General features: G+C 72.6%; 21 protein-coding genes. 17 read left to right on the forward strand and 4 right to left on the reverse strand.

Annotation, left to right across the window (positions count from 1 at the left end; all coding sequences use genetic code 11):
• Nucleotides 1-407: 407 nt before the first annotated feature.
• Nucleotides 408-2,093 carry an NAD(P)H-dependent oxidoreductase subunit E gene (locus LR948_RS07265; RefSeq protein ID WP_232753330.1) on the reverse strand — a complete coding sequence of 562 codons (1,686 nt, stop codon included), beginning with the start codon at nt 2,091-2,093 and terminating at the stop codon, nt 408-410.
• 199 nt (nt 2,094-2,292) lie between these two features.
• On the opposite strand from LR948_RS07265, the gene LR948_RS07270 reads away from it, so the two are divergent.
• Nucleotides 2,293-3,306, forward strand: coding sequence for an alkane 1-monooxygenase (locus tag LR948_RS07270; RefSeq protein ID WP_232753331.1), 1,014 nt, complete (start codon nt 2,293-2,295; stop codon nt 3,304-3,306).
• Nucleotides 3,307-3,347: 41 nt separating this feature from the next.
• Nucleotides 3,348-3,767 (forward strand): hypothetical protein, encoded by a 420-nt coding sequence (locus LR948_RS07275; RefSeq protein WP_232753332.1) that lies wholly within the window; start codon nt 3,348-3,350, stop codon nt 3,765-3,767.
• A 54-nt stretch (nt 3,768-3,821) separates the two neighbouring features.
• On the opposite strand, the gene LR948_RS07280 is transcribed toward LR948_RS07275, so the two are convergent.
• On the reverse strand, nt 3,822-4,733 hold the full coding sequence (locus tag LR948_RS07280) for a lytic transglycosylase domain-containing protein (RefSeq protein ID WP_232753333.1): 912 nt from the start codon (nt 4,731-4,733) through the stop codon (nt 3,822-3,824).
• A gap of 106 nt (nt 4,734-4,839) precedes the next feature.
• Here LR948_RS07280 and ftsY point away from each other — a divergent pair, with 106 nt between their 5' ends.
• Both ftsY and LR948_RS07290 read left to right on the forward strand, forming a co-directional pair.
• The gene (ftsY, locus tag LR948_RS07285) at nt 4,840-6,435 is read left to right on the forward strand and encodes a signal recognition particle-docking protein FtsY (RefSeq protein WP_232753334.1); all 1,596 of its coding nucleotides are present in this window, start codon (nt 4,840-4,842) and stop codon (nt 6,433-6,435) included.
• Nucleotides 6,432-6,827 carry a GNAT family N-acetyltransferase gene (locus tag LR948_RS07290; protein WP_232753335.1) on the forward strand — a complete coding sequence of 132 codons (396 nt, stop codon included), beginning with the start codon at nt 6,432-6,434 and terminating at the stop codon, nt 6,825-6,827. Before ftsY ends, LR948_RS07290 begins: the two co-directional genes overlap by 4 nt.
• A gap of 61 nt (nt 6,828-6,888) precedes the next feature.
• Here LR948_RS07290 and LR948_RS07295 read toward each other — a convergent pair whose 3' ends face one another.
• Nucleotides 6,889-7,377 carry an MgtC/SapB family protein gene (locus tag LR948_RS07295; protein ID WP_232753336.1) on the reverse strand — a complete coding sequence of 163 codons (489 nt, stop codon included), beginning with the start codon at nt 7,375-7,377 and terminating at the stop codon, nt 6,889-6,891.
• A 120-nt stretch (nt 7,378-7,497) separates the two neighbouring features.
• Between LR948_RS07295 and LR948_RS07300 the strand changes: the two genes are divergently transcribed.
• Both LR948_RS07300 and LR948_RS07305 read left to right on the forward strand, forming a co-directional pair.
• Nucleotides 7,498-8,400, forward strand: coding sequence for an EamA family transporter (locus LR948_RS07300; RefSeq protein WP_232753337.1), 903 nt, complete (start codon nt 7,498-7,500; stop codon nt 8,398-8,400).
• A gap of 38 nt (nt 8,401-8,438) precedes the next feature.
• Complete coding sequence (locus LR948_RS07305) at nt 8,439-9,041, forward strand: inner membrane-spanning protein YciB (protein WP_232753338.1); 603 nt, start codon at nt 8,439-8,441, stop codon at nt 9,039-9,041.
• On the opposite strand, the gene LR948_RS07310 is transcribed toward LR948_RS07305, so the two are convergent.
• Nucleotides 9,017-9,640, reverse strand: a complete 624-nt coding sequence (locus tag LR948_RS07310; RefSeq protein WP_232753339.1) for an ImuA family protein — start codon at nt 9,638-9,640, stop codon at nt 9,017-9,019. The genes LR948_RS07305 and LR948_RS07310 overlap by 25 nt on opposite strands.
• A 98-nt stretch (nt 9,641-9,738) precedes the next feature.
• On the opposite strand from LR948_RS07310, the gene modA reads away from it, so the two are divergent.
• From modA to LR948_RS07365, 11 genes are all read left to right on the forward strand, one after another.
• A complete protein-coding gene (modA, locus tag LR948_RS07315; RefSeq protein ID WP_232753340.1) occupies nt 9,739-10,620 on the forward strand; it encodes a molybdate ABC transporter substrate-binding protein in 882 nt (293 codons plus the stop codon).
• 16 nt (nt 10,621-10,636) lie between these two features.
• The gene (gene modB, locus LR948_RS07320; protein WP_232753341.1) at nt 10,637-11,332 is read left to right on the forward strand and encodes a molybdate ABC transporter permease subunit; all 696 of its coding nucleotides are present in this window, start codon (nt 10,637-10,639) and stop codon (nt 11,330-11,332) included.
• Complete coding sequence (gene modC / locus LR948_RS07325; protein ID WP_232753342.1) at nt 11,329-12,423, forward strand: molybdenum ABC transporter ATP-binding protein; 1,095 nt, start codon at nt 11,329-11,331, stop codon at nt 12,421-12,423. The genes modB and modC overlap by 4 nt, the downstream gene beginning before the upstream one ends.
• A gap of 717 nt (nt 12,424-13,140) precedes the next feature.
• Nucleotides 13,141-14,184 (forward strand): aldo/keto reductase, encoded by a 1,044-nt coding sequence (locus LR948_RS07330; RefSeq protein WP_232753343.1) that lies wholly within the window; start codon nt 13,141-13,143, stop codon nt 14,182-14,184.
• 57 nt (nt 14,185-14,241) lie between these two features.
• Nucleotides 14,242-15,147, forward strand: coding sequence for an EamA family transporter (locus LR948_RS07335; RefSeq protein WP_370634906.1), 906 nt, complete (start codon nt 14,242-14,244; stop codon nt 15,145-15,147).
• Nucleotides 15,148-15,190: 43 nt separating this feature from the next.
• Nucleotides 15,191-15,901: a tRNA (guanosine(46)-N(7))-methyltransferase TrmB gene (locus tag LR948_RS07340; protein WP_232753344.1), complete on the forward strand. Its 711-nt coding sequence runs from the start codon at nt 15,191-15,193 to the stop codon at nt 15,899-15,901.
• A 675-nt stretch (nt 15,902-16,576) separates the two neighbouring features.
• A complete protein-coding gene (gene aroA, locus LR948_RS07345; protein ID WP_232753345.1) occupies nt 16,577-17,926 on the forward strand; it encodes a 3-phosphoshikimate 1-carboxyvinyltransferase in 1,350 nt (449 codons plus the stop codon).
• Nucleotides 17,923-18,432 (forward strand): hypothetical protein, encoded by a 510-nt coding sequence (locus LR948_RS07350; RefSeq protein WP_232753346.1) that lies wholly within the window; start codon nt 17,923-17,925, stop codon nt 18,430-18,432. The genes aroA and LR948_RS07350 overlap by 4 nt, the downstream gene beginning before the upstream one ends.
• Nucleotides 18,429-18,869, forward strand: a complete 441-nt coding sequence (locus tag LR948_RS07355; protein WP_232753347.1) for a GFA family protein — start codon at nt 18,429-18,431, stop codon at nt 18,867-18,869. The genes LR948_RS07350 and LR948_RS07355 overlap by 4 nt, the downstream gene beginning before the upstream one ends.
• Before the next feature lie 70 nt (nt 18,870-18,939).
• Nucleotides 18,940-19,560 (forward strand): d(CMP) kinase, encoded by a 621-nt coding sequence (locus LR948_RS07360; RefSeq protein ID WP_232753348.1) that lies wholly within the window; start codon nt 18,940-18,942, stop codon nt 19,558-19,560.
• On the forward strand, nt 19,560-20,633 hold the full coding sequence (locus LR948_RS07365) for a hypothetical protein (protein WP_232753349.1): 1,074 nt from the start codon (nt 19,560-19,562) through the stop codon (nt 20,631-20,633). Before LR948_RS07360 ends, LR948_RS07365 begins: the two co-directional genes overlap by 1 nt.
• The last annotated feature ends 31 nt before the right edge of the window (nt 20,634-20,664 follow it).

Raw genomic sequence — 20,664 nt, forward strand, 5'->3', positions numbered from 1 at the left:
GGCGCTTCGGCCCGGCCCCGAGCAGAGGCGCGCGACCACCGCCGCCGCCCCGCGCGACAAACGTCTGCGCCGCCCGACGCCTCGACCAAAGGCACCGCCGCGCGCCCCCCCCGCGCGGCGCAACGCCTCAATCAAAGCGCCACCGCGCAATCCCAGCCGCGCCCGCACCCAACAAACCCGCGCCCCCCCGGCCACAGCCGACCCACCTCACCACTCAAACCAAAAACCCGCGCCCGCCCTCACCCCCGGCGCGCAGCCCCTCTTTGCGCATGACCGGGCTGAAAATACCTCCGGGAGCGCGAGGGCAGCGCCCTCGCCCGCCCGATGATCGGAACGATCAGCGGGCCAGACAGTCCGCCCGCCGCCAGGCGGGCGACCGCCCAACCAACGGCCCAACCAAACCCGCTTCAGATCTCCTCGGGGAAATGCCGCATCACCGCGCGGATCGGGTTCGGAGCGGCCTGGCCGAGGCCGCAGATCGAGGCGTCGACCATGGCCTGGCTCAGCTCTTCCAGAAGCCCCTGGTCCCAGTGCTCGGCCTGCATCAGCTTCACCGCCTTCTCGCAGCCGACCCGGCAGGGGGTGCATTGCCCGCAGCTTTCGTCCTCGAAGAAGCGCAGCATGTTGAGCGCGGCAGCCCGGGCGCTGTCCTGGTCGGAAAGCACCACCACCGCCGCCGAGCCGATGAAGGAGCCGTGCTCCTGCAGCACGTCGAAATCGAGCGGGATATCGCCAAGCGAGGCGGGCAGGAGGCCCGAGGAAGGGCCGCCGGGCTGGTAGGCCTTGAAGACATGGCCCTGGGCCATGCCGCCGGCGGCTGCGATGATCTCGGTGATCGTGGAGCCTGCGGGCAGCAGGTAGACCCCCGGCGAAGCCACCCGGCCCGAGACCGAGAAGCTGCGCAGCCCGCGGCGTCCGTTGTGCTCGGTGGATGAGAGCACCTCGGGCCCCTCGCGGCAGATCCGGGCGACCCAATGCAGGGTCTCGACGTTGTGCACCAGCGTCGGGCGGCCGAAGACGCCGACCTGGGCGACATAGGGCGGGCGGTGGCGGGGCAGGCCGCGCTTGCCCTCGATGGATTCGATCATCGCGCTTTCCTCGCCGCAGATATAGGCGCCGGCGCCGCGCCGCAGCTCGATGAAGTCGCGCGGGGCGAGCCCGGCCTCCTCGAGCGCGGCGATCTCGCGGCGCAGGATCTCGAGGACGGCGGGATATTCGTCGCGCATGTAGAGGAAGACGTGGTCGGCCTCGACGGCCCAGGCGGCGATCAGGAGCCCCTCGAGGAAGAGATGCGGCTGGCGTTCGAGGTAATACCGATCCTTGAAAGTGCCGGGCTCGCCCTCGTCGCCGTTCACCGCGAGGTAGCGCGGCCCGGGTTCGGCGCGCACGAAGCCCCATTTGCGCCCGGCGGGAAACCCCGCGCCGCCGAGGCCGCGCAGGCCGGCGCTCAGGACCCGCTCCTGCACCTCCTGCCAGTCGCCCTCGGCGCGCAGATGCTCCAGCGCCGCGTAGCCGCCGCCCGCGCGGTAGGACGCGAGGGCCTCGTAGTCGGGGATGCGGGGGTGGATGGCGCCGGCGGTGATCGCGGCGCGGACGCTCTCGGGCGTGGCGGCGTCGATGTGGTTGTGGCCCAGCTCGCAGACCGGGGCGGTGTCGCAGCGGCCCATGCAGGGGGCGCGCAGGACGCGCACCTCGGCGGGGTCGAGCCCCGCCTCCAGCGCCTCGCGCAGCGCCTCGGCTCCGGCCAGCTCGCAGGAGAGCGAATCGCAGACCCGCACGGTCAGCGCCGGCGGCGGGGTCTCGCCTTCGCTGACCGGGTCGAAATGGGCGTAGAAGCTCGCGACCTCGTAGACCTCGACCTGCGACAGGCGCAGCTCCTCGGCGAGCGCGCGGATATGGGCCGCCGAGAGATGCCCGTAGGCGTCCTGGATGCGGTGCAGGAATTCGATCAGCAGATCGCGCCGCCTGGGCGCGGTGCCCAGGAGCGCGCGCACCTCGGCCTGGGCCGTCTCGTCGAGCGGCCGGCCCTTGGGCGTGGGGCGGCCCTTGCCGCGCCCGGATTTCCAGCTGCCCTTGCCCTGATCGAGCGCCATGTCGCCTCCTCGCGCGCTGCTGTCTCTGGTCCCCGGGTGTAGCCCGCGCGAGGCCCCGCCGTCACGCGGGATGCGGCGCCTGAGGGCCGCCTTGCGACCTCATCCTGCCGCGAAGGGGCCTTCGTGGCGACGAAATTTTCCGATAGGAGACGGGGGGAGAGATTTTAGACCGACCCCCCTCAAACTCTACTGGAGGCCCATGGCGCGTTTCACGCTCATCACGCTGTCGCTCGTGGCGCTCCTGGCGCTGGGGGTCGTCTTTGGCGGGGCGCTGGCCTGGGCGGCGCTGGCCTATATCACCCTGGTGGCCTTCTTCCTCGACCGGCTGGGGGCGCTTGCCGCGCCCGATGCGCCCGAGGGGGCGGAATTTCCCGCGGGGCTCGCGCTGTCGGTGACGCTCGGGGTCTTGCATTTCCCGCTACTCTTCGGTGGCGCGCTGGCGCTTGCGGCGGGCGGGCGGGGCCTCGCCGAGGCCGCGGCGCTGTTCTTCGGGCTGGCGCTCTTCCTGGGGCAGGTCAGCATGGCCAACGCCCATGAGCTGATCCACCGGCCGGGCCGGGGTCCGCGCGCCTTAGGCGTCGCGGTCTACGTGAGCCTGCTTTTCGGGCATCACGCCTCGGCGCATCGGCTGGTGCACCATGTCCACGCGGCGACCAAGCGCGACCCCAATTCCGCGCGCCTGGGCGAAGGCTTCTGGCGCTTCGCGCTCCGGGCCTGGCGGGGCAGCTTCCGGGCGGGCTACCGGGCCGAGGCCAAGCGCGCCGCCCGCGCGGGCCGGCCCTCCTGGCGCACGCCTTACGCGCTTTATCTCGGCGGCGGGCTCGTGGCCTTCCTGAGCGTTCTGGCGGCGGGCGGTTGGCGGGCGGCGCTGATCTACGGGGCGCTTTGCCTTTACGCGCAGCTTCAGCTCCTGCTGTCCGATTACGTGCAGCACTACGGGCTGCGGCGGCGGCCCGGCAAGGCGGGCCGGCCCGAGCCCATGGGCGCGCGGCACAGCTGGAACGCGCCGCAGGGCTTCTCGGGCGCGCTCATGCTGAACGCGCCGCGGCATTCGGACCACCACGCGCATCCCGGGCGCGCCTATCCCGGCCTGCGGCTCGACCGCGCGGAGATGCCGATCCTGCCGCAATCGCTGCCGGTCATGGCGGTGATCGCGCTGGTGCCGCCGGTCTGGCGGCGGATGATGGACCGCCGGGCGCGGGCCTGGCGGTGATCCCTTCCGCAGAAGGGGGCGCTCGTGTCAGACTGAAGGACATGAGACCGCGTGTTTTCCTTCTCGCCCTGACCCTCGCGCTGGGGTTTCTGACCGCCGCTGCAGCCCCGCCCGCGCGGGCGCTCGAGGCGCCGATGACCGCGGCGGAGTTCGAAGCCTATGTGACCGGGCGCACGCTGACCTTCTCGGAGGCCGGGCAGCCCTACGGGATCGAGCGCTACCTGCCGGACCGGCGGGTGCGCTGGTCCTTCCTCGACGGCGCCTGCAAGGAGGGGCGCTGGTTCCCGCAAGGCGAGCGCATCTGCTTTGTCTACGAGGACGACCCGATGCCGCAGTGCTGGCGCTTCTTCCGCGAGCCCGGCGGGCTTCGGGCGCTTTTCGACGGGGGCGGGGCGACCGAGCTTTACGAGGCCGAGAGCCAGGGCGAGATGCTCTGCCTCGGCCCCGAGGTCGGGGTCTAGGCGCGGGCGGTCAGCCGGCGCTCGCCACGCGACAGCCCCAGCTCAAACCGCCCGTCACGGGTTCTCATGCACCGCGCAGCGGCAGCCCCGGGCGCGCAGCCCGTCGCAAAGCTTGCCTGCCGCCTCCGGCGTCTCGACGCCCAGCCGCGCCATGACGTAGCCCTGCCGCCCCGCCACCCGATGCGCCACCGACACCAGTTCCAGCGGTGCGCTCTCGGCCAGCGCCCGGCAGGCGCGGGTCCGGGCGCGGAAGGCCGCGCGGGCGGCCTCGGCGTCGGGCCCGAAGGCCAGCTGCACGCCCCAGGGCGCGTGGTCGCGCTCGGGCGCGGGGTAGGGGCTGAGCCGCCGCGTCCGGGCCAGCGCGCGGCAGGCCGGCTCGAAGGGCGCCGCGCCGTCGAGCCGGAAATCGGGTGCCTCGGGCGGGGCGTCGCGCCAGGTCTCGGCGCTGAGCCCGGTGATGATCCGCACGTAGTCGCGGGTCTCGGGCGGCAGCGGGCGTTTTTCGCGGACATGCGCCGCGGTGCGCGCTTCGCCCGCGTTATAGGCCGCCGCCGCCAGCCCGGGATTGCCGAAGCGGCGGGTCAGCTCGCCCAGGTAATGGGCGGAATATTCCAGCGCCTCGGCGGGGTTGAGACTGTCGGTGAGCCCGCGCCGCGCGGCGGTTCTGTCGATGAACTGCGCGATGCCCCGTGCCGCGGCGGGCGAGAGGGCATTCGGGTCGAAGCGGCTTTCCTGCCAGAGGAGCCGCGCGAAGAAATGCGGGTCGATGCCATGGGTCCGCGCGAAGCTGCCGATCGCCGCGCAGGTGTCGTAGACCTGATGCGCGGGCCGGATGCAGAGCGCGGCACTGAACCGCCCCGCCGAGCAGAGCGTGCCGGGATCGCGCGGGCCCGCGCCGGGCGCCGGGCCCGGCAGTGCGGGCGCCAGGAGGCAGGCGAGGAGAAGGGCTCTGAGGGCGCGGCGCATGGCGCCAGTCTAAGGGCCGCCGCCGCCGCCCGGTCAACGGGCCTTTTCCTCGGGCGGGTGAGGGGATAGGTGAAAAGGGTCTGGAAGCGCGCGAGGCCCCCCTCAGATGTCCTTTTTCGGCAAGCTGAAATCCCGGTTGTTCAAATCCTCCTCGAAGCTCGAGGAGGGGCTCGACGCGATTGTCGCCGAGGGCGGCAGCGCCGAGCCGGAGGCCCCCGAGGCGGAGACCCGCCGGGAGGGTGAGGGGCAGGCCGGGCAGGCCGGACCGGAGACGGGGGCTGCAGAGGCGCCCGCCGAGACGCCGCCTGCGCCCGAGAGCGCCGAGGAAGCCCCCCGTCCGTCCGAGGATACCCCGCCGTCCGAGCCCGCGCCGCGCGACGGTGGTCCCGCAGAGCAGACCGAGGCTCCCGCGCCAGAGCCCGAGACCCCGGAGACCCGCCCCGAGGCGCCCGCGCCCGAAGCCGCTCCGCGCCCGGAGGCTCCCGAGAATAAAGCGCCCGAGCCGAGGCCGACGTCCGAAGAGGCGCCGCAGGCCCCCGAGAGCGACCCGGCACCGACGCCGCGCCCTGACGCAAAGGAGCCGGCCAAGACTGCACCCGCGCCGCGGGCGGAGAGCCAGACGCCCGCGCCCGAGGCACGCCCTGCAAGCACCAAGCCTGCCGACACGGCACCGCCCAAGAGCGACGCCCCCGCACCCGCAGCCCATAACGACGCCGCCCTTCAAAGCGACACCCCCCGCAGCGACCCCGCCCCCGCGGGCCCCGCGCCGATCGGCGTCGAGGCGGCCGCCCCCGCGCCCGAACCCGAAGCGCCCAAGGGCGGCATGCTCTCGCGGCTCTTCGGGCGGCGCGACACTCCGGGCGAGACCCGCCGGGCGCTCGACGACGACATGCTCGAAAGCCTCGAGGAGCTGCTCATCGCCGCCGACATGGGCGTCGAGACCGCTCTGCGCGTCACCGCCAACATGGCCGAGGGGCGCATGGGCAAGCGGCTCTCCTCGCGCGAGATCAAGGAGCTCCTGGCGACCGAGATCGCCCGCATCATGGAGCCCGTGGCCAAGCCGCTGCCGCTTTATCCCTCGAAGCCGCAGGTGGTGCTGGTCGTGGGCGTGAACGGCTCGGGCAAGACCACCACCATCGGCAAGCTCGCCAGCCAGTTCCGCGCCGCAGGCAAATCGGTGGTCATCGCCGCCGGCGACACCTTCCGCGCCGCGGCGGTCGAACAGCTGCAGGTCTGGGGCGACCGCGCCGGGGTGCCGGTCCTGACCGCGCCCGAGGGCTCGGACCCCGCAAGCCTCGCCTTCGACGCCATGGGCAAGGCCCAGTCCGAGGGCGCCGACCTGCTGATGATCGACACCGCCGGGCGGCTGCAGAACCGCGCGGACCTCATGGCGGAGCTGGAAAAGATCGTCCGGGTGATCCGCAAGAAAGATCCCGACGCGCCGCACAACACGCTCCTCGTGCTGGATGCGACCACCGGGCAGAACGCGCTGAACCAGGTCGAGACCTTCCAGAAGCTCGCCGATGTCTCGGGGCTGGTGATGACCAAGCTCGACGGCACCGCCAAGGGCGGCGTGCTGGTGGCCTTGGCCGACCGCTTCGGGCTGCCGATCCACGCCATCGGCGTGGGCGAGCAGATCGACGACCTGGCGCCCTTCGACCCCGAGGAGTTCGCCGCGGCCCTGACCGGGGTGGGCGCGTGAGCCTGACCTGGTCCGACCAGGTGCCCGCCGTGGGCGAATACACCGAGCTGCGCCGGCTCGCCGGGCTCGGGCGGCGCGCGCCGGGCGCAGCGGCGCGCGGGCTCGAGGGCTCGCTGGCCGCCGTCTCGGTGCGCAGCCGCGGGCGGCTGGTCGGCATGGGAAGGATCGTCGGCGACGGCGGCTGTTTCGCCCAGGTCGTGGACATCGCCACCGACCCGGGCTTTCGCGGCCAGGGCATCGCCACGGGGGTGCTGGAGCGGCTCATGGCCTGGGCCGAGGCCGAGCTGCCGGCCTCCTGCCACCTGAGCCTGATCGCGGACCCCGGGGCCTTCGAGCTCTACAAGCGCTTCGGCTTCGAGATCCGCACCGGGATGGCGCGGACGCTGCCGTGAGCGGCGCGGCCCTGCCGGCAGGCGCGGCGGGCCAGGCGCCCGGGCGCGCGACAGGGCGGGCTCAGCGCTCCTGCAGGGTGTCGCGCACGAAGCGCCGCAGGAGCCACATCACCACCACGGTCAGCGTCGTCGCCAGCGCCGCCAGCGGCACGTTGCCGGTCCCGCAGGAGAGCCCCACGGCGCCCGCCATCCACATGCCCGCGCCGGTCGTCAGCCCGCGCACCTGCGCGCCCTGGGTGATGATCGAGCCCGCCGCGAGGAAGGCCACGCCCGCGGTCACCGCCTCGATCACGCGGATCGGATCGACCCGCAGCGCATCGCCCGCCGCCTTCTCGTCCAGCGCCATGAGGTCGAAGGCGATCAGGGTGAACAGGCAGGCGGCGATCGAGATCAGGATATGCGTGCGCAGGCCCGCGGGCTTGTCATGGGCCTCGCGCTCCCAGCCGATCACCGCGCCAAGCAGCGCCGCGGCCATGAGCCGGAAAAGCGCCGCGGGCAGCGAGGTCGCGGCAAAGGTCGTGAGCAGTTCGGTGCGCACAAGGTCGAGCATCTGGGCCTCCTCGGGGATCTGCGGGTCTGACGCGGGCCCAACGCGCGCCCCGTGCGCGCGGTTGCGCGGGACGGGCTTCGGGACGGGCCGCGGCGCCGCCCCAACCGCCGGGATGCGCCCATGAGCGCCTGGCTTCTCTCGCTCGAGGGCACCGAGGCGGGGCATCACCTCGCCATGGCGCTGGCGCTGCTCGCGGCCTTCCTGCACGCGGTCTTCGGGGCGCTGCAGAAGGGCCGACACGACCCCTGGCTCTCGCGCGGGGCGATCGACATCTCCTACGGGCTCATGGCCGCGCCCATGGCGCTGTTCCTCGTGCCCTGGCCCGAGCCGCACATGTGGCCGATCTTTGCCGGGGCCTTCGCGATCCACACGGTCTACAAGATCCTGCAGGCGCTGGCCTATACCCGCGGGGCCTATACCGTGGTCTATCCGGTGGTGCGCGGCAGCTCGCCCTTCTTCGCGGTGATCGGCGCCTATCTTCTCTTCGGAGAGACCTTCGCGCCGATGCAATGGCTGGGCGTTGGCGTGCTCATGGCGGGTATCTTCGGGCTCGCGGTCTACAATTACATCTTCCTCGAACAGGGCCGCGCGACGCTGGGCCCGGCCCTGGCCTTCGCGGTGGCGACCGGGCTCTTCGTGGCGCTTTACACCACCTATGACGCCTTCGGCATCCGCTCGACCGCCGATCCTTTCACCTTCCTGGCCTGGTTCTTCATGATCGACGGCATCGCCATGCCGATCTTCGCGGCTTTCCGTTACGCGCGGATGCCCGATCCGCCGCCGCCCGGGCCGCTGGCCCTGCGCGGGCTGATCGGCGGCATGGTGGCCTTCCTGAGCTTCGGGTCGATCATGCTGGCGACCCGGCTCGACAAGGTCGGCGAGGCGGCGGTCCTGCGCGAGACCTCGACGGTCTTCGCCGCGCTGATCGGCTGGATCGTCCTGAAAGAGACGGTGGGGCCCCGGCGCATCTTCCTGATGACCCTGATCGCGCTTGGCGCGGTCATCGTTGAGTTCGGCGGCTGAGCGCCCCATATCCCCCGGAAACCAAAGTGAGGACGAAGATGAGCGACCGGCGCGAGGTCAACCCGCTAGTGAAGACGGCCCTGGAGCTGGGCCCGGTGATCCTGTTCTTCGCGGCCTACCTCTGGCTGAAGGACGAGGTCTTCACCATCGGCGGCAGGGAATACGACGGCTTCATCGTGGTCACCGCGGGCTTCATCCCGGTGATCCTGGCCTCGACCGCGGCGCTCTGGGCGCTGACCGGGCACCTGAGCCGGATGCAGCTCGTGACCGCGGTGCTGATCGTGGTCTTCGGCGGGCTCTCGGTCTGGCTCAACGACGAGCGGTTCTTCAAGATGAAGCCGACGCTGATCTACCTGCTGTTCGGCGGTGTTCTCGGCATCGGGCTGATGCGCGGGCAGAGCTACCTGCGCTCGCTGATGGAGGGGCTGATGCCGCTCCAGGAGGCCGGTTGGATGAAGCTGACGAAGCGGCTCTGCGGGTTCTTCTTCGCGCTGGCGCTGCTGAACGAGCTGGTCTGGCGGACGATGTCGACCGAGAGCTGGGTCTACTTCAAGACCTTCGGCCTGACCGCGGCGCTGTTCCTGTTCTTCCTCGCGCAAAGCGCGCTCTTCCGCGACTACGCGGTGGAGGAGGAAGAGTAGGGCGTCGCTGACCAAGCCGGGTTCGCGGGCGCGCCGGGGCCGCGGGACAGGGTGAAGGCGCGGGGCGGGGCCATGCGGGCGCGCAGCCGCTCGGCCTGCCAGCGGGTCCGGGCGGGCGCATGCTCCGGGGTCAGCCGCCAGCGGCTCTCGACCCCCGCCGCGCCGCCGGGATCGGGGGTCAGCAACAGCCCCGTCGGGCGCAGCCCGCCCTGGCTGCCGGCCTCGGCGGCGAGCTGCAGGCGCCGCACCGGGGTCAGCGCGGGCGGCGCATCGAGATCGGCCACCGCCAGCGCCGTGGCGCCCGAGCGCAGCGTCTCCTCCAGCGCCCAGAGCCGGTCGGCCGGGCGCCGCGCGGCCACGAAGAGAAGCCGCCCGGGGTCGCAATAGGGCGCCAGCCCCTCGGCGGCGAGCCCGGCGGCCTCGGCGTCTCCGATCCAGACCACCGCCCCCGTGCAGCGCCCGGCCAGCGCCGCGGCGAAGGCATGGCGGCCAAGCCCGCAGGCCTCGTGCACCCGGCCCTCGGTCAGGCGGATGTCCCCGACAAGCGTCAGGGCCGGCGCGGCGGTCTGGGGTTTGCGGGCAAGGAGCGTGTCGGGCATGGGCTCAAATGTAGCGTGTTCCTATTTTGTTCTCAAGTGCGACGCGACAGGGCAGCGACCAAAGGCGGCTTGCCGGGCGGGCCGGCCGCATGCCACCCATGGGCGCAGGACCCCTGCCGGAGCCGGACCCGCCGATGCGCCTTCTGCCGCTTCTACTCCTGATGATCCTCGGTGCCGGCCTGCCGGCGCGGGGGGCGGAGCTGACCGTCTTTGCCGCCGCCTCGACTCGCGAGGTGCTGGAAGCCGCGGCGGCGCGCTACGCCGAGACCCGGGACGTCACGATCCGCGTCGCCCCGGCGGGCAGCGCCACGCTCGCCCGGCAGATCGCCCGGGGCGCCCCGGCGGATCTGTTCGTTTCGGCCAATCCGGGCTGGATGGACTGGCTGGAAGGCGAGGGCGCGCTGGCGGGGGCGCCGCAGGTGCTCTTCGGCAATCGGCTGGTGTTGATCGGCCATGGCGCGGGGCCGGATGAGGCGCTCGGTGACGCGGCGGAGGCGCCCGGCGGGCAGGGGGGTGACACGGCATCGGACCCCTCCGCCACCCAAAGCGCAGACCTGCCCGAGGTCACCCGGACCACCCCGATCCTCGAGCGGCTCGGCCCCGAAGGGCGGCTCGCGGTGGCGCTGACCGACGCGGTGCCGGCGGGGCTCTATGCCCGGGCGGCGCTCGAGAGCCTGGGCCTCTGGGAGGGGCTCGCCCCCCGGCTGGCCGAGACCGACAGCGTCCGCGCGGCGCTCGCGCTGGTGGCGCTCGGCGAGGCGCCCCTGGGCGTGGTCTATGCCACCGACGCCCGGGCCGAGCCCCGGGTGCAAGCCCTCGCGGTCTTCCCCGAGACCAGCCACCCGCCGATCCGCTACCCGGCCGCGGTCACCCGCTCCGCCCGCGCCCCCGAGGCCGCCGCGGCCTTCCTGGACTGGCTCGCCGGGCCCGAGGCCCAGGCCATCTACCGGCGCCACGGCTTCCCGCCGGTGCCGGACTAGGGTATCGGCAGAAGGGATGGAGAGCCTCGGACCCGAAGCCTGGGAGGCGGTGCGCCTTTCGCTCAAGGTCGCCTTCTGGGCGACGCTCGTGGCGCTGCCGCCGGGGCTGGCGGTGGCCTACCTGCTCGCGCGCGGGCGCTTCCCGGGCCACGGGCTTCTGAACGGGCTGGTGCATCTGCCCTTGATCCTGCCGCCGGTGGTGACCGGCTACCTGCTGCTTCTGAGCTTCGGGCGGCAGGGCTGGCTCGGCGCCCCGCTCGAGGCGGTCTTCGGCATCAGCCTGGCCTTCCGCTGGACCGGGGCGGCGCTGGCCGCGGGCATCATGGCCTTTCCGCTCCTGGTGCGCGCGATCCGGCTGGCGATCGAGGCGGTGGACCCCGGCCTCGAGGAGGCGGCGGCGACGCTCGGGGCCTCGCGGGCACGGGTCTTTGCCACGGTGACCCTGCCGCTGATCCTGCCCGGGGTGATCGCCGGCGCGGTCCTGGCCTTCGCCAAGGCCATGGGCGAGTTCGGCGCCACGATCACCTTCGTGTCGAACATCCCAGGCCAGACCCAGACCGTGCCGACCGCGATCTATGCCTTCCTGCAGGTGCCGGGCGGCGAGGGCGCGGCGATGACGCTGGTGGTGATCTCCATCGCGCTGTCGCTCGGGGCGCTTTTCGTCTCGGAGTGGCTGGCGCGGCGGGTCGCGCGGCGGGTGGCCGGGCGATGACGCTTTCCGTCGCGATCAAAAAGCGCCTCGGCGCCTTCGGCCTCGACCTCGATTTCGAGGCGCCCGACGGGGTGACGGCGCTTTTCGGGCGCTCGGGCGCGGGCAAGACCTCGCTAGTGCATGCCATCGCGGGGCTGATGCGGCCCGACGCCGGGCGCATCGCGCTCAACGGCGATCTGCTGTTCGATGCCGAGCGGCGGCGCGACCTGCCGGTGCACCGGCGGCGGCTCGGCTATGTCTTCCAGGAAAGCCGGCTTTTTCCGCATCTGAACGTGCGGCAGAACCTGCTTTACGGCCGCCGCGCGCGGCATCTGCGGGGCGAGGGGGACCTGGCCCATGTGACCGAGCTTCTGGGGCTCGGCCCGCTTCTCGACCGGCGGCCCGGGGCGCTTTCGGGCGGCGAGGCGCAGCGCGTGGCGATCGGCCGGGCGCTTCTGTCGGAGCCCCGGATGCTGCTCATGGACGAGCCGCTGGCGGCGCTCGACGCGCCGCGCAAGGGCGAGATCCTGCCTTACCTGGAGCGCCTGCGGGCCGAGACCGGCCTGCCGATCCTCTACGTCAGCCACAACCTCTCCGAGGTGGCGCGGCTGGCGACGCACTTGGTGGTGCTCGAGGGCGGGCGGGTGCTGAAATCGGGCCCCATCGGGGCGCTGCTGTCGGACCCGGACCTGGTATCGGTCATGGGCCTGCGCGAGGCCGGGGCGGTGCTGACCGCCCGGGTCGCGGGGCATGAGGCCGACGGGCTGACCACGCTCGAGGCCGCCGGCGGGCGGCTCTACCTGCCGCGCATCGAGGCGGCGCCGGGCTCGGAGCTGCGGGTGCGGATCCTGGCGCAGGACGTGATCGTGGCGACCGAGCCGCCGCGCGGGATCTCGGCCCTGAACGTGCTGCCCGCGACGGTCAAAGCGATCCGCCGCGGCGAGGGGCCGGGCATGGTCGCCCAGCTCGACCTCGGCGGCGACACGATCCTCGCGCGGGTGACCCAGCGCAGCGCCGAGGCCCTGGGCCTGGTCCCCGGCCGCGCCTGCTACGCGGTGATGAAGACGGTCGCCGTGGCGCCCGCGGACGTGGGGCAGGGGTTGAGGGGGTGAGCTTGGTGGGGTGAGGGCTGAGGTGCTCCGCCGGAGTGGGGCGCAGATGCCGAGACGCGAAGGGTTCCCGATCGTGGCGCCCCGCTGTTCCGAGGCGCGCCGCTCTCCCCAACATCATCCAAAGTCGCCCTCCGCGACGTCTTCCCCCCTTGCGCCCGAACAGCATCGAAGATGCCGGGCGCGCGCCGGACCGGCCCGATGGGCCGGCGCTCTTGTGGATGGTGCGGATAGCTCACCCCTAGCCCTGACCTTTCTGCCATAAAGTGCGCAGCTCGGACCTCAGCAGCGCCGGCCCCCGGTCCGCCGCGCACCCTCTGTTGCAAGGGGCGGAGGGCGGAATGGTGCCTGTTGCAGTAGGTGGTTCTGCAATTTGGGGGAAGGCGCGTGTGGGGGCGGAGCTGAGTCGGGGCGCAGGACGGCTAGGGGCGAGTCTGTCTTTGCTTACGAACTCGCTGCCGGTAGCGCGCCTTCTCTTCACTGGCCTTTACCTGCCCCCATGGCGGCATCTGCCACCCCGACTCGCCCGTCGTTCCTCCTGACCCCATACCTGCTCCAAAAGCCGCGCTACCGGCCGCGCCTCCTGAAGCTGAACCAATCCGGCACCCATCCTCCAGCCCTCCAATCCAAACCCACCGCCTCCCAGCCCACTCCCCCCAACCAAGGGCTTGCGGACCGGGCGCGGGCCGCTAGGGTCGCGCGCGACAAAGGAGACCCCCGATGAGACGAAACCCCCTTGGCCGCTCCGGCATCGAGGTCAGCGCCTTCTGCCTCGGCACCATGACCTTCGGCAGCCAGACCGACGCCGCCACCGCCCACCGCCAGATCGAGGCCGCCTCCGCCGCCGGCATCGACTTCATGGATGCCGCCGAGATGTATCCCGTGAACCCGGTCACCGCCGAGACCGTGGGCCGCACCGAGGAGATCCTCGGCGACTGGTTCGCCAAGTCCGGCCGCCGCAGCGACTGGGTCCTGGCCACCAAGGTCTCGGGCGAGGGCCTCGCCGCGGTGCGCGACGGCGCGCCGATCAGCCCTTCCACGATGACCGAGGCGCTGGAGGCCTCGCTCAGGCGGCTGCAGACCGATGTCATCGACCTCTACCAGCTGCACTGGCCGAACCGCGGCTCCTATGCCTTCCGCAAGATGTGGGGCTTCGCGCCCTGGCAGCAGGACCCCGCCGCCGAGCGCCAGCACATGGCCGATGCCCTGGGCTGGGCCGCCGAGCAGGTCGCGCGCGGCACGATCCGCGCTATGGGCCTCTCGAACGAGAGCGCCTGGGGCACGATGACCTGGAACCGCATCGCCGAGGCCGATGGCCTGCCGCGCATGCAGTCGGTGCAGAACGAATACTCGCTGCTCTACCGCCATGCCGACACCGACCTCGCCGAGGTCCTCCTGCACGAAGAGGTGGGCTTCCTGCCCTATTCCCCGCTCGCCGCGGGCCTCCTGTCGGGCAAATACCAGGCCGGCGCGCTGCCCGAGGGCAGCCGCATGGCGATCAACGGCGATCTCGGCGGGCGCAAGGGCGACCGGGCCTTCGAGGCGGTCGAGACCTACCTGCAGATCGCCCGCGACTTCGGCCACGACCCGGTGCAGATGGCCTTCGCCTGGTCGGCGGCGCGGCCCTTCGTGACCTCCTCGATCTTCGGGGCGACCACCTTCGATCAGCTCGAGCATGCGCTCGGGGCGGTGGATGTGACCCTCTCCGAGGAGTGCCTCGCCGCGCTCGACGCCGCCTGGCGCGCGCATCCCTTCCCCTACTGACGGCGCGGGCAAGGCCGGACCGCCCCGCGGCCGGCCTCCGCCCCCAAGGGGTGCGAGATGATGGAACCCTGGATCCTCTTCACCATCGGCGCGGCGGCCTTCCAGACGCTGCGCTTCACCCTGCACAAGGTGCTGAGCCTCGGCGGGCTCACCAGCACCGGCTCGACGCTGGCGCGCTTCGCCTATGCGCTGCCCTTCGCGGCGCTCGCCGCCGTGCTCTACCTCGGGCCCGCGCCCGGCGCCTGGCCCGAGATCGCGCCTGCCTTCTGGGCCTATGCGGGCATCGGCGCGCTGGGCCAGATCCTCGCCACGATCTGTGTCGTGGCGCTTTTCGAGACCCGCAACTTCGCCGTCGGCATCACCTTCAAGAAGACCGAGGTGATCCAGACCGCGATCCTGGGGCTGATCGTCCTGGGCGAGGTGGTCTCGCCCGGCGGCTGGCTGGCGATCCTGCTGGGTCTCGGCGGCGTGCTGCTCCTCTCCGAAACCCCGGGCCTCGCGGGGCGCTGGTGGCAGCGGATCGGCCCGCGCGAGGTGGCGCTGGGGCTCGGCTCGGGCTTCTTCTTCGCCTTCTCGGGTGTGGGCTTCCGCGGCGCCACGCTGGCGATCGGCGCCGAGGATCCGCTGTCCCGCGCGCTCCTGGCGCTGGTCATCGTGACCGCGGCGCAGAGCCTCGCGCTCACCCTCTGGATGGGCCTGCGCGACCGCGCAGGGCTCGCCGCGGTCTGGGCGGCGCGGCGCCAGGGCGTCTGGCTCGGGCTCGCCTCCATGGCCGGCAGCGCCTGCTGGTACAGCGCCTTCACCCTGCAGCAGGCCGCCTATGTGCAGGCCATGGGCCAGATCGAGCTGATCTTCTCGATGATGGTCTCGGCGCTGGTCTTCCGCGAACGCATCACCCGGCGCGAGCTCGGCGGCATCGGGCTCCTGACGCTGTCGATCCTGGCACTCCTGGTGCTGCTCTAGGCCCGTTGCGGAAAACCCGCGGGGGCGCTATGCCGCCCGCGTCATGTCGAAATCGCATCCCTCCGGCGCCCCCTGGCGCAACTTCTACGGCCGCCTCAAGGGCAAGGGCCTGCGCCGCGCGCAGGAAGCCTACCTCGAGGAGGATCTCGCAAGCTACGCCCCCGGCGCCGTCGACTGGGAGGCCAATCCCGCGCGCGCGCCCCTGGACCTCGAGGCGACCCTCGGCGACCGCCCGGTCTGGCTCGAGGTCGGCTTCGGCGGCGGCGAGCACCTGGTGCACCAGGCGCTGGCCAACCCCGGCACCGGGATCATCGGCTGCGAGCCCTATATCAACGGCGTCGCCATGCTGCTCGGCAAGCTGCGCGAGAACCCGGCGGGCAACGTGCGGATCCATCCCGGCGACGTGCGCGACCTCTTCGACGTGCTGCCCGAGGACTGCCTCGACAAGTGCTTCCTGCTCTATCCCGACCCCTGGCCGAAGAAGAAGCACCACCGCCGCCGCTTCGTGACGCCGGAGCATCTCGAGCCGCTGGCCCGGGCGATGAAGCCCGGCGCCGAGTTCCGGGTCGCGACCGACATCCCCGACTACGTGCGCCAGACCCTGCAGGAGGTGCCCCGCGCCGGCTTCCGCTGGCAGGCCGAGGGCCCCGAGGACTGGCGCCGCCCCTGGGACGACTGGCTCTCGACGCGCTACGAGCAGAAGGCCCTGCGCGAAGGCCGCACGCCGCATTACCTGACCTTCATCAAGACCTGAGCGCGGCCGCCGGGGAATCGCACCACCGCCGGGACGCTGCAGCGTCCCCAGTGAAACACCGCGCGCCCGCGCCTTCCCGCTCCCGGTCAATCGGCCGGGAGGCGGGCTCCACGGCCCGGCGCCTGCGGGCACCCCTCGGCCGGAAATTGAGCCCCACCTTCCGCGCCCCACCGTCCCCCGGTTCGGCCTCCAGCAGCAGGCCGCGCCACCCCGCGCACCGCCCATAACCCGGCAAGAAGAGCCCCACCGCCCGCCACCCGCGCCCGACCGATCTCCCTCGTTCGGCCTGCCGCGGCTGACCGCGCCGTTCCGGGCGCACCCCCACTTCAGGCCTGACCGGGCCGAAAATACTCGCGGGGTGAATGCCGCCCGGCACGGGCGGCAGAGGGGGCGGCGAGCCCCCTCGCGCGCCGGGCACCGGCGCGCCTCCGCCCCGGCCCACCCGGCGCCACGCGCGGTCCGTCGAGCAAGACCCGCATCATGCCGGCTAGAAGCGCTCGAAGACCGATCCGGTGCATCACGCTCGCCAGGCAAAGCGTAGGACACTGAATGCACCACACCCGCCCCAACCACACCCCCCAAACCACCCCCACACCCCCGCCCCCAACCACGACGGATAGACCCCGCCCCGCGGGCTTGCTAAAGCGCGCTCAAGTCTCAGCGAGGAAGCCCCCCATGTCCGGCCACGGCCCAGCCATCCCGATGCAGTCCAAACCCTCCGGCCCGCTCACCGGCGAGGCGCATGTTCCCGGCGACAAGTCGATCTCGCACCGATCGCTGATTCTCGGCGCCATGGCGCTGGGCGAAACCCGGGTGACCGGGCTTCTCGAGGGCCAGGACGTGCTCGACACCGGGGCGGCGATGCGCGCCTTCGGGGCCGAGGTCTGGAAGGACGGCGAGACCTGGGTGATCCGGGGCGTCGGCGTGGGCGGTTTCGCCGAGCCCGACCAGGTGATCGACTGCGGCAATTCCGGCACCGGGGTGCGGCTGATCATGGGCGCCATGGCGACCTCGCCGATCGCCGCCACCTTCACCGGCGACGCGAGCCTCAACGGCCGGCCCATGGCGCGGGTCACCGATCCGCTGGCGCTCTTCGGGGCGCGGGCCTTCGGGCGCTCGGGCGGGCGGCTGCCGATGACCATCCAGGGCGCCGAGATGCCGGTGCCGGTGCGCTATGCCACGCCGGTGCCCTCGGCGCAGGTGAAATCGGCGGTGCTGCTGGCCGGGCTCAACGCCCCCGGCGAGACCGTGGTGATCGAGCGCGAGGCGACCCGCGACCACTCCGAGCGGATGCTGGCGGGCTTCGGTGCCAAGGTCCTCAGCGAGGACACCGCCGAGGGCCGGGTGATCACGCTCACCGGCCAGCCCGAGCTTGCGCCCCAGACCATCGCGGTGCCGCGCGATCCCTCCTCGGCGGCCTTCCCGGTCTGCGCGGCGCTGATCACCGAGGGCTCGGACGTGCTGGTGCCCAACATCGGGCTGAACCCGACCCGCGCGGGGCTATTCACCACGCTGCGCGAGATGGGCGCGGATCTGACCTACGAGAACGAGCGCGAGGAGGGCGGCGAGCCCGTGGCGGACCTGCGCGCGCGCTTCTCGCCCGATCTCCAGGGCATCGAGGTGCCGCCCGAGCGCGCCGCCTCGATGATCGACGAATATCCCGTCCTCTCGGCGGTCGCGGCCTATGCCCGCGGCAAGACCCACATGCCCGGCGTCAAGGAGCTGCGGGTCAAGGAAAGCGACCGGATCGACGCCATGGCCGAGGGGCTGCGCGCCAATGGCATCGAGGTCGCCGAGGGCGAGGACTGGTGGACGGTCACGGGCCGCGGCTTCGGCGATGTGACCGGCGGCGCCCGGGTCGCCTCGCGGCTCGACCACCGGATCGCCATGTCCTTCCTGGTCTTCGGCCTGGCCGCGCGCGACGGGATCACGGTCGACGACGGCGGGCCGATCGCCACCTCCTTCCCGGTTTTCGAACCGCTCATGCAGGGGCTCGGCGCCGCGATCTGGAGGGCAGAGGGATGATGCGCCCCTTCCTCGGCTGGAGCGCGCTGGCGCTCCTCTTGGTCATGGCGGCCTACAACCTCCTGGTGGTCGCCCCCGAGGTCACCGGCGGCTTCCTGCCCCAGGCCGCCTGGTGGGGCTACAGCACCACCGAGCTCGCTGTCTTCGGCTTCGAGATCGCGGGCCGCACGGAGATCGCGCGCCTCTATCACCTGCAGCTCGCGGTGGTGGACCCGCTCTTCATCCTGGCCTTCGCGCTCTGGGGCGGGCTGTCGCTGCGCCCGCTCGGGCGGCGCTGGGTACTTCTGCCGCTGGCCTTCACGCTGGCCGACCTGGGCGAGAACTTCCTGCTCCTGGGCGCCACGGGCTTCGGCTCGAGCCCCGCCGACCCGATCCTCGCGCTGCCCCTGGCCGATGCGCCGCTGGCACCCGCGGCCTGGTTCACCCTGGCCAAGCTGGGCTTCGCGGCGGTGATCCTGCTGTCGGTCTGGTCGCGCCGCGCCGCGCGGATCGAGCGCTCGCGATGAGCGGCGCGGGCGGGCCCAGTGCATCCGGCGCCGAGGTCGCGCGCGGCTCCTGCCTCTGCGGTGCGCTGCGCTACCGGGTCACCGGGCCCCTGCGCCCGGTGGTGGCCTGCCACTGCGTCATGTGCCGCAAGACCTCGGGCCATTTCGTCGCCGCCACCGCCGCCCGCGAAGAGCATGTGACCATCACAGGCAAGGCGCGCTGGTATCGCTCTTCCGCGCGGGCCGAGCGCGGCTTCTGCCCGACCTGCGGGTCGAACCTCTTCTGGCGGAGCGCCGGGCGGGTCTCGCTCTGGGCCGGCTCGCTCGATGCCGCGCCCGCGGATCTGAGGCTTGCGGGCCATATCTTCTGCGGCGACAAGGGGGCTTACTACGAGATCACCGACGGGCTGCCGCAGGCCGCGGGCGACGACCCCGACCTGGCCCTGGCGCCGCGCTGACCCGCAGCGCGCGCGGCCTGCGGCCCTAAGGCCGCCCGCCGCGACACCGACCGAAGGAAGGAGCCTCGCCATGGCCTTCACCATCGCCATCGACGGACCCGCCGCCTCGGGCAAGGGCACGATCTCGCGCGAGGTCGCCCGGCTCTTCGGCTGCGCGCATCTCGACACCGGGCTGCTCTATCGCGCCGTGGGCAAGCGGATGCTCCTGGGCGAGGAACCCGTGGCCGCCGCCCGCGACCTCCGCCCCGAGGACCTCGAGGCCGAGGGTCTGCGCAGCCCCGAGGCGGGCGAGGCGGCCTCCAAGGTGGCGGCGATCCCCGAGGTCCGCGCCGCGCTGGTGGATTTCCAGCGCGCCTTCGCCCGGCGCGACGGCGGGGCGGTTCTGGACGGGCGCGACATCGGCACGGTGATCTGCCCCGAGGCCGAGGCGAAGCTGTTTGTCGTGGCCACCCCCGAGACCCGCGCGCGCCGGCGTTTCCAGGAATATGTCGCCGCCGGCACCGAGGTCGATTACGACAAGGTCCTTGAGGACGTGCGCGCCCGTGACGCCCGCGACATGGGCCGGGCCGATGCGCCGCTGCGCCCGGCCGAGGATGCCGTCGAGATCGACACCACCCGGCTCAGCGTCGAGGAAGCCGTGGCCGCCGCGGTGGCGGCGATCGAAGGGGCGGGCGGCCGCAGGGCGCGCTGATGCAGTTCCACCGGCTGGCCTTTCCCGCGCATCTGCGCCGCGCCTCGGCGGTCAAACCCGCCTATCGGCCCGAGGGCTACGAGGCGGGCTTCGACGCCGAGACCTTCTGGTACGACGCGATCTGGCGGCAGGGCGTGGTGCACCTGGTCTGCCCGCCGCTGAACAACCTGGCCGGCGCGGTTCTGGGGGCCGATTACCGGCTCGACGGCAAGCCCGCCTCGATCCGGGCGCATCGCCGTTACCGGCGGCACGCGGTGCTCGAGATCCCCGCCGCCCATGCGCCCGACCGCATCGAGGTGCAGATCGGCGATTGGCAGGGCGGCACGCTGGTCGCCCAGGCGGGGCTGCCCGGGATCGACGGCGCGCGGGTGCATTTCTGCATCAACAAGGACAACGACCTGGCCTGGATCGCCGAGCACGCGCGGCTGACGCGGCGGGTGCACGGGCTCGAGGCGGTGGCGGTGATCGACAACGGTTCGACCCGCTACGCGCCCGCCGAGATCGGTGCGGCGCTCGAGGGCGCGGGCGTGACGCCGCTGGTCTTCGAGGCGCCCTTTCCCTACGGGCCTGTCGGGCTGAAACCCTACCGCCGCACCGAGAAATACCTCCAGACCGCGCTCTTCAACGCGCTGAGGCTGCGCGGGCTAGACCGGGCCGGGGCGGTGCTGAACGCCGACATCGACGAGATCGTCCTTGGTGACAACGTCTTCGAGCGCGCCCGCGCCGCGCGGCTGGGCTTCGTGCAGATCGCCGGCGAATGGATGAGCCCGCCGCCCGACGCCGCGGCGCCCTTCACCCATGCGGACCACCACTTCCGCTACCGCCCGCCGAAGCCCAGCCCGACGAAATGGTGCCTCGATCCCTCGGGCCCGCTGGGCGGCGCGAGCTGGGACATCCACACGCTTGAGCGGCTGTCGCTTCTGCAGCGGTTCCCCGCCAAGGGGCTGCGCTACCTGCACTGCCGGGGGGTGAGCACCAACTGGAAGAACAAGAACCGGCTGAACGTCTCGCAGCGGACCGAGCCCGACCCCGAGGCCCGCGCCTTCTTCGCCGCCCATGGCGGGGAGGGGTAGGGGCGTCCCAAAGCGGGTATACCCCCGCCAG

It is taken from the genome of Roseivivax sp. GX 12232 (assembly GCF_021272185.1).
In the GTDB taxonomy this organism is placed as follows: Bacteria; Pseudomonadota; Alphaproteobacteria; order Rhodobacterales; family Rhodobacteraceae; genus Roseivivax.

Coding starts and splice junctions, on each gene's coding strand:
- LR948_RS07265 (WP_232753330.1), bottom strand. CDS start 2,093: ATGGCGCTCGATCAGGGCAAGGGCAGCTGGAAATCCGGGCGCGGCAAG.
- LR948_RS07270 (WP_232753331.1), top strand. CDS start 2,293: ATGGCGCGTTTCACGCTCATCACGCTGTCGCTCGTGGCGCTCCTGGCG.
- LR948_RS07275 (WP_232753332.1), top strand. CDS start 3,348: ATGAGACCGCGTGTTTTCCTTCTCGCCCTGACCCTCGCGCTGGGGTTT.
- LR948_RS07280 (WP_232753333.1), bottom strand. CDS start 4,733: ATGCGCCGCGCCCTCAGAGCCCTTCTCCTCGCCTGCCTCCTGGCGCCC.
- ftsY (WP_232753334.1), top strand. CDS start 4,840: ATGTCCTTTTTCGGCAAGCTGAAATCCCGGTTGTTCAAATCCTCCTCG.
- LR948_RS07295 (WP_232753336.1), bottom strand. CDS start 7,377: ATGCTCGACCTTGTGCGCACCGAACTGCTCACGACCTTTGCCGCGACC.
- LR948_RS07300 (WP_232753337.1), top strand. CDS start 7,498: ATGAGCGCCTGGCTTCTCTCGCTCGAGGGCACCGAGGCGGGGCATCAC.
- LR948_RS07305 (WP_232753338.1), top strand. CDS start 8,439: ATGAGCGACCGGCGCGAGGTCAACCCGCTAGTGAAGACGGCCCTGGAG.
- LR948_RS07310 (WP_232753339.1), bottom strand. CDS start 9,640: ATGCCCGACACGCTCCTTGCCCGCAAACCCCAGACCGCCGCGCCGGCC.
- modA (WP_232753340.1), top strand. CDS start 9,739: ATGGGCGCAGGACCCCTGCCGGAGCCGGACCCGCCGATGCGCCTTCTG.
- modB (WP_232753341.1), top strand. CDS start 10,637: ATGGAGAGCCTCGGACCCGAAGCCTGGGAGGCGGTGCGCCTTTCGCTC.
- modC (WP_232753342.1), top strand. CDS start 11,329: ATGACGCTTTCCGTCGCGATCAAAAAGCGCCTCGGCGCCTTCGGCCTC.
- LR948_RS07330 (WP_232753343.1), top strand. CDS start 13,141: ATGAGACGAAACCCCCTTGGCCGCTCCGGCATCGAGGTCAGCGCCTTC.
- LR948_RS07335 (WP_370634906.1), top strand. CDS start 14,242: ATGATGGAACCCTGGATCCTCTTCACCATCGGCGCGGCGGCCTTCCAG.
- LR948_RS07340 (WP_232753344.1), top strand. CDS start 15,191: ATGTCGAAATCGCATCCCTCCGGCGCCCCCTGGCGCAACTTCTACGGC.
- aroA (WP_232753345.1), top strand. CDS start 16,577: ATGTCCGGCCACGGCCCAGCCATCCCGATGCAGTCCAAACCCTCCGGC.
- LR948_RS07350 (WP_232753346.1), top strand. CDS start 17,923: ATGATGCGCCCCTTCCTCGGCTGGAGCGCGCTGGCGCTCCTCTTGGTC.
- LR948_RS07355 (WP_232753347.1), top strand. CDS start 18,429: ATGAGCGGCGCGGGCGGGCCCAGTGCATCCGGCGCCGAGGTCGCGCGC.
- LR948_RS07360 (WP_232753348.1), top strand. CDS start 18,940: ATGGCCTTCACCATCGCCATCGACGGACCCGCCGCCTCGGGCAAGGGC.
- LR948_RS07365 (WP_232753349.1), top strand. CDS start 19,560: ATGCAGTTCCACCGGCTGGCCTTTCCCGCGCATCTGCGCCGCGCCTCG.